Origin of the sequence: Nocardia sp. NPDC046473, from assembly GCF_040645995.1 — a bacterium.
In the GTDB taxonomy this organism is placed as follows: domain Bacteria; phylum Actinomycetota; class Actinomycetes; order Mycobacteriales; family Mycobacteriaceae; genus Nocardia.
Genome location: NZ_JBEYZJ010000023.1, coordinates 1 through 10064, shown reverse-complemented (window position 1 = coordinate 10064; position 10064 = coordinate 1). Strand labels below are relative to the sequence as shown.

Sequence of the window (10064 nt, the reverse complement as noted above, 5' to 3'; positions counted from 1 at the left end):
AACCGGTCCTCCAACACCGACCGAGCAGACACCAACGTGGCAGCCACATCACCAAGAGCCACACCAGGATTCACCGACAACCACTCAAGCAACCGGGCTGCCTGCCCCCGCAAAGCAGCAGGCCCACGAGCCGACACCACCCACGGCACCACACCCGACAGCTCTGTCTCGACGGTCTCCCCGACCACCACCTCCGGAGCCTGCTCCAAAATCACATGCGCATTCGTCCCACTGATCCCGAACGACGACACCGCCGCACGACGCGCACGATCCACCACCGGCCACGGTGTGTTCTCCGTCAACAGCGTGACCGCACCGGCCGACCAATCCACATGCGGGCTCGGCTCATCCACATGCAACGTGCGCGGCAACACCCCATGCCGGATGGCCTGCACCATCTTGATCACACCCGCCACACCCGCAGCCGCCTGCGTATGACCAATATTCGACTTGATCGAACCCAACAACAACGGACGATCCGATGGACGGTCCTGCCCATAGGTCGCCAACAACGCCTGCGCCTCAATCGGATCACCCAGGCTGGTCCCGGTCCCGTGCGCCTCCACCGCATCCACATCCGCTGCAGACAAACCAGCCACAGCCAACGCCCGACGAATAACCCGCTGCTGCGACGGACCATTCGGCGCCGTCAACCCATTCGACGCACCATCCTGATTCACCGCCGAAGACCGCACCACCGCCAACACCTCATGCCCCAACCGCCGAGCATCCGAAAGACGCTCCACCACAACCACACCCACACCCTCAGCCGGACCAAAACCATCCGCCCCCGCACCAAACGCACGACACCGACCATCCGGCGACAAACCCCGCTGCCGGCTGAAATCGATGAACGTCCCCGGCGTCGCCATCACGGTGACACCGCCCACCAGCGCCATCGAACACTCCCCTTGGCGCAGCGCCTGACCCGCCAGATGCAATGCCACCAGCGACGACGAACACGCCGTGTCCACCGTCATCGCCGGCCCCTCCAAACCGAGCAGGTAGGAGACCCGACCGGACATGACGCTGCTCGCGTTGCCCGTGCCTACATATCCGTCGGCGCCCTCGGGCGCCTGATGGGCAACAAAGGCATAGTCCTGGCCATTGGTGCCCGTGAACACACCGGTGTTGCTGCCCCGCAACGCCTGCGGATCGATGCCGGCACTCTCCAGTGCCTGCCAGCTCGTCTCCAGCAGCAACCGCTGCTGTGGATCCATCGCCAGCGCCTCACGCGGCGAGATACCGAAGAAGCCCGGATCGAAATCCGCTGCGCCGTGCAAGAATCCGCCGTCACGCGTATATGACGTACCCGCGTGACTTGGATCAGGGTGGTAGATCGACTCGATATCCCAGCCCCGGTCCAGCGGGAACCCCGAAATCGCGTCCCCTCCGGCCAGCACGAAGTCCCACAACTGCCCGGGATCCGACAGCCCACCGGGGAAACGACACGCCATCCCCACCACCGCCAATGGCTCGTCGACGGGCGAGATCGTGTCCGGCTGCCGAGCCAGGTCCGTGTTCCTGCCCAGGACCCGCGGCAGCAGGAACGAGGCGAGGTCGACCGGCGACGGGTAGTCGAAGACGAGCGTGGTCGGCAGGGCGAGGCCGATGTCGGCGCCCATCCGGTTCCGCAGTTCCACCGCGGTCATCGAGTCGAAGCCGAGATCACGGAAGGCACGCTGGGCGGCGATGCCGCCCGGGTCGCGATGACCCAGTACGGCCGCGACGTGCTCCCTGACGAAATCCAGCACGACCGCGTGCTGCTCGGCGGCGGTGGAAAGTCCGGTCAGCCGCTCGGCCAGCGCCGACTGAACCGTCGTTGGTGCGGCGCTCATGCCGGCGAGCAGTTCGGTGACCTGCGAAATCTCGTGCAGCAGCGGCCGGGGACGGGACACCGCGAACGTCGGGTAGAACCGGGTCCAGTCGATGTCTGCCACCGTGCGGGCGGTCTCGCCGCGGCCCATCGTCTGGCCGAAGGCATGGACGGCCGCCCCGGCCGGCATCGCCCGCAGGCCCTGCCGGTCCAGATGGGCCCGCCTGGTCGCCGCCGTCGCGGCAGCGACCTCGTCGTCCGGCAGTGTTTCCTGCAACGGCCCCCAGGCCACCGCCGCGGCACGCATTCCCTGGCCGTGGCGGTACTCGGCGAGTGCGTCGAGGTAGGCGTTCCCCGCCGCGTAAGCACCTTGGGCACCGCCGCCCCAGACGCCGGCGCCGGACGAGAACAGCACGAGCGCGGCCGGCTCACCGCGCTCCGCCAAGACCTCATGGAGTACCCGCGCACCCTGGGCCTGGCGACCCGCGATATCGGCGAAGGCGGCGACGTCCAGTTCCGTCAGGACCGACATCGGCACCGCTCCGGTCGTATGCACGACAGCACTGAGCGGGTACTCGGCGGGAATTCCGGCCAGCACGGCGGCGACCGCGTCGCGGTCGGCGACGTCGCACACAACGACATCGACCTGTGCACCGGTGGCCCGGAGTTCGGCGGCGAGTTCCAAAAGTCCGGCCATCGCGGCGCCGGTCGCACCAGCCAATGCCAGTCGGGCCGTGCCGTAACCCGCGATGTAGCGCGCCGTCTCGGCGCCGAGCGTCGTCGTCGCACCGCTGACCAGCACGGTGCCCTCGGGCGTCCAAGTGCCGGTTTCGGCGGTGCCAGTGGCCGCGGAAACGAGCCGGCGCAGGAACACCCCCGACGATCGCACGGCACATTGGTCTTCCTCGGCACCGTCGGCGAGGACCGTGCGGACCTGCTCCCAGGTCCGGGCGTCGACGGTTTCCGGCAGGTCGATCAGGCCGCCCCAGCGGTCGGGGTGTTCGAGCGCCGCGACCCTGCCCAGGCCCCAGACCAGTGCCTGCAGGGGCCGCGTCAGCGCGTCGGTGTGGCCGGTGGAGACGGCACCTCGAGTCAGGCACCATAGCGGGGCGGTCACGCCGATGTCGCCGAGCGCCTGGATCAGGCCCAGGGTGGCCGCCGCCCCTACCGGTATCGCCGGATGCCCGGGATCCGGCTGCTCGCACAGCCCCGCCAGCGACACCACCCCCGCCACGGTTCCGGCCTGCGCGAATGCCTCCCGCCAGGCCGCGCGCTCGCCGATCACCGCGTCGTCCGGGCAGCGAACAATGACGGCGTCGGCGCCGGCGGCGCTCAGCGCCGCCGCGCACGCGCCGGCCCGCTCCAGCTCGGCCGCCGGCGTAACGACGGCCCAGGTACCGGTCATGGCACCGGGCGCCGCTGGGGTGCGCGCCTTCCACGCGATCCGATACCGCCAGCCGTCGGCCATCGACCGCTCACCGCGGCTCTTGCGCCAGGACCTCAGCGCGGGCAGGACCGGTTCCCATTCCTGGACGGACAGGGCACCCGAGGTGGACCGCACGCTGTCGGCCAGTTCGCTGGCGTCCCCGTGTTCGACCAGCTCCCAGAACCGATCTTGCTCCGGCTCGACCGCCGACGACTGCCGGTCCCCGGCGTCGAGCCAGAACCTTTCGTGCTGGAAGGCGTAGGTGGGCAGCGGCACGCGGCGGCCCCGCGCACCGATGCCGAAAAGCGCGGACGCCCAGTCGATGTCGATGCCGGAGGTGAAGAGTTCGGCGGCTGCGGCGAGCATCCGCTCGATGTCGTCCTCGTCGCGGCGCAGGCTGCCGACGACCACGCCGGAGGTCTCGGCTGCGTCGAGCGCGTCGGCGACGGACAGGCCGAGGACCGAGTGCGGGGAGACCTCGAGGAAGGTCCGTCGCCCGTCGCGGACCAGCCGATCGACCGCGTCGTGAAACCGGACGGTTTCGCGCAGGTTGGTGAACCAGTAGCCGGCGTCCAGCCGTTCGGTGTCGATCGGTCCGGCGATGACCGCGGAGTAGAACGGCACCTTGCACGCCCGCGGTTCGATCTCGGCGAGTTGTTCCAGCAGTGCGTCCCTGATCCCTTCGACCTGAGCCGAGTGGGACGCGTAGTCGACCGGGATCATCCGGCATCGCACGCCGTCCAGCGCGTCCTCGACCTCGCGCAGTGCCTGCGGTGGACCTGACAGCACAACCGTGTTCGGTCCGTTCACCGCCGCAACGGACACTCGCCCGTCGACGAGCCACGGCTCCACCAGCGCTCGGGCGTCGGCTTCGGAGAGCGCGATCGACAGCATTCCGCCCGCACCGGTCAGCTCCCGCAGCGCCTGACTGCGCAGCGTCACGACCTTCGCGGCGTCTTCCAGGGTCAGTGCCCCGGCCACGCATGCGGCCGCGATTTCGCCCTGGGAGTGCCCGATCACCGCATCGGGGGCGACGCCCCAGGACTCCCAGACGGCGGCAAGCGACACCATCACCGAGAACAGCACCGGCTGGAGCACATCCACTCGATCCGGATCGGGCCCGTCCGTCACCCCGAGCAGCACGTCTCGGACGGACCACGACGCCCATCTCGCCACCGCGGCGTCGCAGTCGAGCAGCCGGGATCGGAATACCTCCGAGCGCTCCCACAGCACCCGCCCCATGCCGACCCACTGGGAGCCCTGCCCCGGGAACACGAACACCACACCGGCGGCGTCCCTGGCCGAACCCGTGATCACGCCGGGCCACGGCGCACCCTCGATCGCGGCCCCGAGGCCGTCCAGCAGCGTCGCCCGGTCCTTGCCGAGCACCACCAACCGGTCCTCCAACACCGACCGAGCAGACACCAACGTGGCAGCCACATCACCAAGAGCCACATCAGGATTCACCGACAACCACTCAAGCAACCGGGCTGCCTGCCCCCGCAAAGCAGCAGGCCCACGAGCCGACACCACCCACGGCACCACACCCGACAGCTCTGTCTCGACGGTCTCCTCAACCACTACCTCGGGAGCCTGTTCGAGAATCACATGCGCATTCGTCCCACTGATCCCGAACGACGACACCGCCGCACGACGCGCACGACCCACCACCGGCCACGGCGTGTTCTCCCGCAACAACGACACCGCACCCGACGACCAATCCACATGCGGGCTCGGCTCATCCACATGCAACGTGCGCGGCAACACCCCATGCCGCAGTGCCATCACCATCTTGATCACACCCGCCACACCCGCCGCCGCCTGCGTATGACCAATATTCGACTTCACCGAACCCAACAACAACGGACGATCCGACGACCGCCCCTGCCCATAGGTCGCCAGCAACGCCTGCGCCTCAATCGGATCACCCAACGCAGTACCAGTCCCGTGCGCCTCCACCGCATCCACATCCGCCGATGTCAGCCCGGCGATCAACAACGCCTGACGAATCAACCGCTCCTGCGACGGACCATTCGGCGCCGTCAAACCATTCGACGCACCATCCTGATTCACCACCGAGGACCGCACCACCGCCAACACCCCATGCCCCAACCGCCGAGCATCCGAAAGACGCTCCACCACAACCACACCCACACCCTCAGCCGGACCAAAACCATCCGCCCCCGCACCAAACGCACGACACCGACCATCCACCGACAACCCACCCTGCCGACCGAACTCCACAAACGTCCCCGGCGTCGCCATCACCGTCACACCACCAACAAGCGCCAACGAACACTCCCCCTGACGCAACGCCTGACCCGCCAAATGCAACGCCACCAACGACGACGAACACGCCGTATCCACCGTCAACGCCGGCCCCTCCAAACCCAACACATACGCCACCCGCCCAGAGAGCACACTCGCCGAACTACCCGTCGCCAACAACCCCGCCAGATCGTCCGGGACCGAGCGGAGCCGCGCCGCGTAATCGTGATAGGTGACTCCGGAAAAGACGCCCGTAGCACTACCTTTCAGCGACGAGGGCACGATACCGGCGCTCTCCAGGGCCTCCCAGCTCGTCTCCAGTAGCAACCGCTGCTGCGGATCCATCGCCAGCGCCTCACGCGGCGAGATCCCGAAGAAAGCCGGATCGAAATCCGCTATGTCGTATAGGAAGCCGCCGCCGCGGACGTGGGACTTCCCCTTGGCTGCGGGGTCGGCGTCATACAGGTTTTCCAGATCCCAGCCGCGGTCCAGGGGAAATCCGGAGATTCCGTCACCGCCGGCCAGCATGAAGTCCCACAGCTCCTCCGGGCTCCTGGCCCCGCCCGGGTACCGGCACGCCATCCCGACGATCGCCAGCGGCTCGTCCGCGGGAACCGCAGCCGCGACGACCGGCGTCCGGACGACGCCGACGCCGACGCCGACGCCGACGAGACGGTCGATGAGGTGCTCGGCCAGGGCGGTGACGGTGGGATAGTCGAAAACCAGGGTGGCAGGCAGTTGCAGCCCGGACGCGGTGGCCAGCCTGTTGCGCAGCTCGACTGCGGTCAGCGAGTCGAAGCCCAGATCCCGGAAGGCGCGCTGCGCGCCGACACTCTCCGGACCGGCGTGTCCGAGCACGATCGCAGCGTTTCCGCGGACGAGGTCGAGCATCAGGCGACGCTGCTCATCGGCGTCTGTGCGAACGAGCCGGTCCGCCAGCGTGCTGCCCGCCACAGCCGTGCCTGCCGTGCGGCGGATGGTGATCCGTGCAAGGTCGTGCAGCAACGGATGCAGGGTTCCGGCAGCGGCCTCACGGCGCAGCACCGCACTGTGCAGCCGGAGCGGCAGGACAGCCGCGCGCGGTCCGCTGATCGCCTTGTCGAACAGTCCGAGCCCGTCCTCGGTGGACAGTGCCCCGACGCCGGCCCGAGCCAGCCTGCCGTAGTGGCTGCCATCGAGATGTCCGGTCATGCCGCTGGACTCGGCCCATAGTCCCCAGCCGATGGATACGGCAGGCAGTCCCCGGCTGCGTCGGTGCACGGCGAGCCCATCGAGGAAAGCATTGGCCGCCGCGTAGTTGCCCTGCCCAGCGTTGCCGAAGGCACCCGCGGCCGAGGAGAACAGGACGAACGCCTCGACCGACGGCAGGCCCGCGGTCAGCTCGTGCAGGTTCCACGCCGCAGCCACCTTGGACGCGAACACCGCGTCCAATCGGTCCGGCGTCAACGACGCGATCGTTCCGTCATCCAGCACACCCGCCGCGTGCACGACGGCGCTGAGCGGCAACTCGTCGGGAATGTCTTGCAACAAGCCGGCGAGCGCGTCCCGGTCGGCGCCGTCACACGCGACCACCCGCACTCGTGCGCCCGCCGCCGCCAACTCCGCGGCCAGATCGGCGGCGCCGGGCGCGGCCGGGCCCCGGCGGCTCGTCAAGATCAGCTCTCGCGCGCCGTGCGCGACCAGATGGCGGGCGATCGCCGAACCAAGCGCACCCGTCCCACCCGTAACGAGCACAGTGCTCGCCACCAGCCGCTCGAGACCGGCCGGCATCGTCAACGCGAGCTTGCCTACGTTGCGGCCCTGCTGCAGGAACCGCAGTGCGGCTACCGCATCCCCGATGTCCCAGCACCGCACCGGCAGTGGCGAAAGCACGCCGGCCTCGAACATTCCCGCCAACTCACGCAGCATCTCCTGGATTCGATCCGGCCCCGCCTCGACCAGATCGAACTGCCGATACCGCACACCCGAGTGCGCCGCGGCCACCTGCTCGCCATCACGCACATCCAGCTTGCCGATGTCGATGAACCGGCCGCCCGGACGCAACAGCCCCAGCGACGTATCGATGAACTCACCGGTCAGCGAGTTCAGCACCACATCGACGCCGCCCGCCGCACGCACTGCGCCGGCGAACGCGAGATCCCGTGACGAGCCCGCCACATGGTCCTCATCGAATCCGTTCGCGCGCAACACCGGCCACTTCGTCTCGCTCGCGGTGCCGAATACCTCGGCCCCCCATGCCCGAGCGAGCTGCACCGCGGCCATCCCGACACCACCGGCGGCGGCATGCACCAAAATGCGTTCCCCCGAACGTATTTCGGCCAAGTCCGCCAGACCGTAGTAAGCCGTCAGGAAGACCAGCGGTACCGATGCGGCCTGCGCGAACGACCAGCCCGACGGCATCGGTACCACCATGCGCCGGTCCGCTACCGCGAGTGGGCCGAACGAACCGGCGAAGACGCCCATCACCCGATCACCGACCGCCAGGCCGGTCACCCCGGGCCCGACCTCGACCACCACACCGGCGCCCTCACTGCCCGGTACCGCATGCCCGGGATACATGCCGAGGCCGATCAGCACATCCCGGAAATTCACCCCGGCCGCTCGCAACGCGACTCGCACCTGCCCCGCCGCCAACGGTGCGTCCGCCTCGGGACACTCCGCGACCTGCAGGTCGGCCAGCGTGCTCGCGCCCTCCGGCGCCTCAACCCGCCACGCCGATGTCTCCGCCGAGGGGCCCAGGCTTGGCCGCGCGATTCGGGCCAGCGCCGACCGCAAAACGATGCCGCCACGGACGGCAACCTGTGACTCGTCCGCCGCGACCGCATCCAGCACAGCACCCGCCGCAAGCCCGGTCGCGTCCACGTCCACCAGTACGAACCGACCCGGATGCTCCGACTGCGCCGACCGCACCAGACCACACACCGCGGCGCCTGCCAGATCCGTGACGTCCTCACCCACCGATACGGCCACGGCCCCGCTGGTCACCACCACGAGCCGGACGGATGCCAACTCGGGCCGCTGCAGCCATGCCTGCAGCACGCCGAGCACATCCACAGCCGCAGCACGCGCGCTCGCCGCCGAGACCACCGGCAGTACCACGGTGTCGGGCACCGGGTCACCGGCGCCCAGGTCGTCGAGGTCATTGACGACCGCGACCGTGCGGCCGCGGCCACGGAGGCCCGCGACCAGGTCTGCCCCGGTTCCGAGTACCACCAACGAACCCTCGTCGGGCCGGTCCGGGATGGCGACCGGAGACCACTCCAGGCCGTACAGGTCACCGCTGCGGGTGGGCCGAAGCAGCTCGGGATCGACGGGACGTGCCACCAGGGTCTGCACCGACACCACCGGGGCACCCGTCGGATCCGCCGCCACCAGGCTGAACGTGCCGTGCTCGGTCATCGAGAGGCGGACGCGCAGCGATGTGGCCCCGACGGCATGCAGCGTCACGCCGTTCCAGGCGAACGGCAGGCTGCCGGACGACTCGTCGGCGATCAGCGCGATGGCGTGCAGGGCCGCGTCGAACATCGCGGGGTGCAGCCCGAACCCGGGATCGGTGTCGGGCCGACCGGGTGCCGACGGGAGCGTCGCTTCTGCGTAGACGTCCGGGCCCGAGCGCCATGCGGCGGTGAGGCCGCGGAACATCGGGCCGTACTCGAATCCGGCCTCGTGCAGCCGGTCGTAGAAGCCGACCAGGTCGACGGGGGTGCCGTGGGCTGGTGGCCAGGTCGCCAGGTCCGCGGTGTCCGTCTCGGCCCGCGCCGCAGTGAGGGTGCCGCCGGCGTGCCGGATCCATTCGTCGTCGGTGCGGGAGTAGATGTCCACCGATCGGGCGGCGTCGTCGCCGGTACCGCCGATGACGACCTGAATGTCGGTGTCGTCACCGGTGAGTACCAGCGGCAGGTGCAGGATGAGCTCTTCGATCCGGCCGCAGCCGACGTGGTCGCCCGCCTGCACTGCCAGCTCGACGAAGCCGGTGCCGGGAAAGACCGCGGTCCCGTGCAGGGAATGATCGGCGAGCCAGGCCTGGGCACGAGAGGACAGGCGGCCGGTCAGCACGGTCCGTTCGCCATCGGCGACGGTCACCACGGCGTGCAGCAGGGGGTGCTCGATCGAGCCAAGCCCCAACCCGGTCGCGTCCGTAACCATGTCATCGCTGTCCAGCCAGTAACGTTCGTGCTGGAACGCATATGTCGGCAGCGACACCGGTCGTCCATCGATGCCCAGCCCCGCGAGTACGGCGGACCAGTCCAGGCCCACGCCCGCCGTGAACAACCGGCCGGCCGCGCCCAGCAACGTTTCGACATCATCGACCTCGCGGCGCAGACCGCCGACCACCACGCCTTCGGTGCCGCGACCGTCGAGGGTGTCCTCGATGCTCACGGTCAACACCGGATGCGGCGAGACCTCCAAAAACGCGCGATGACCACCCTGAACCAAGATGTCGATCGCCTCATGAAAACGCACCGTCTGGCGCAGATTGGTAAACCAATACCCGGCATCCAACGTCGCCGTGTCCACCCGCTCCGCAGACACAGTCGAATAGAACGGCACCTG

Annotated in this window: 1 protein-coding gene; it reads right to left on the bottom strand. The window is 69.1% G+C overall.

Annotation, left to right across the window (positions count from 1 at the left end; translation table 11 throughout):
- A partial coding sequence (locus ABZ942_RS43700) for a type I polyketide synthase (RefSeq protein ID WP_357392253.1) occupies positions 1 to 10043 on the bottom strand: 10043 nt, incomplete at its 3' end.
- Between the last annotated feature and the right edge of the window lie 21 nt (positions 10044 to 10064).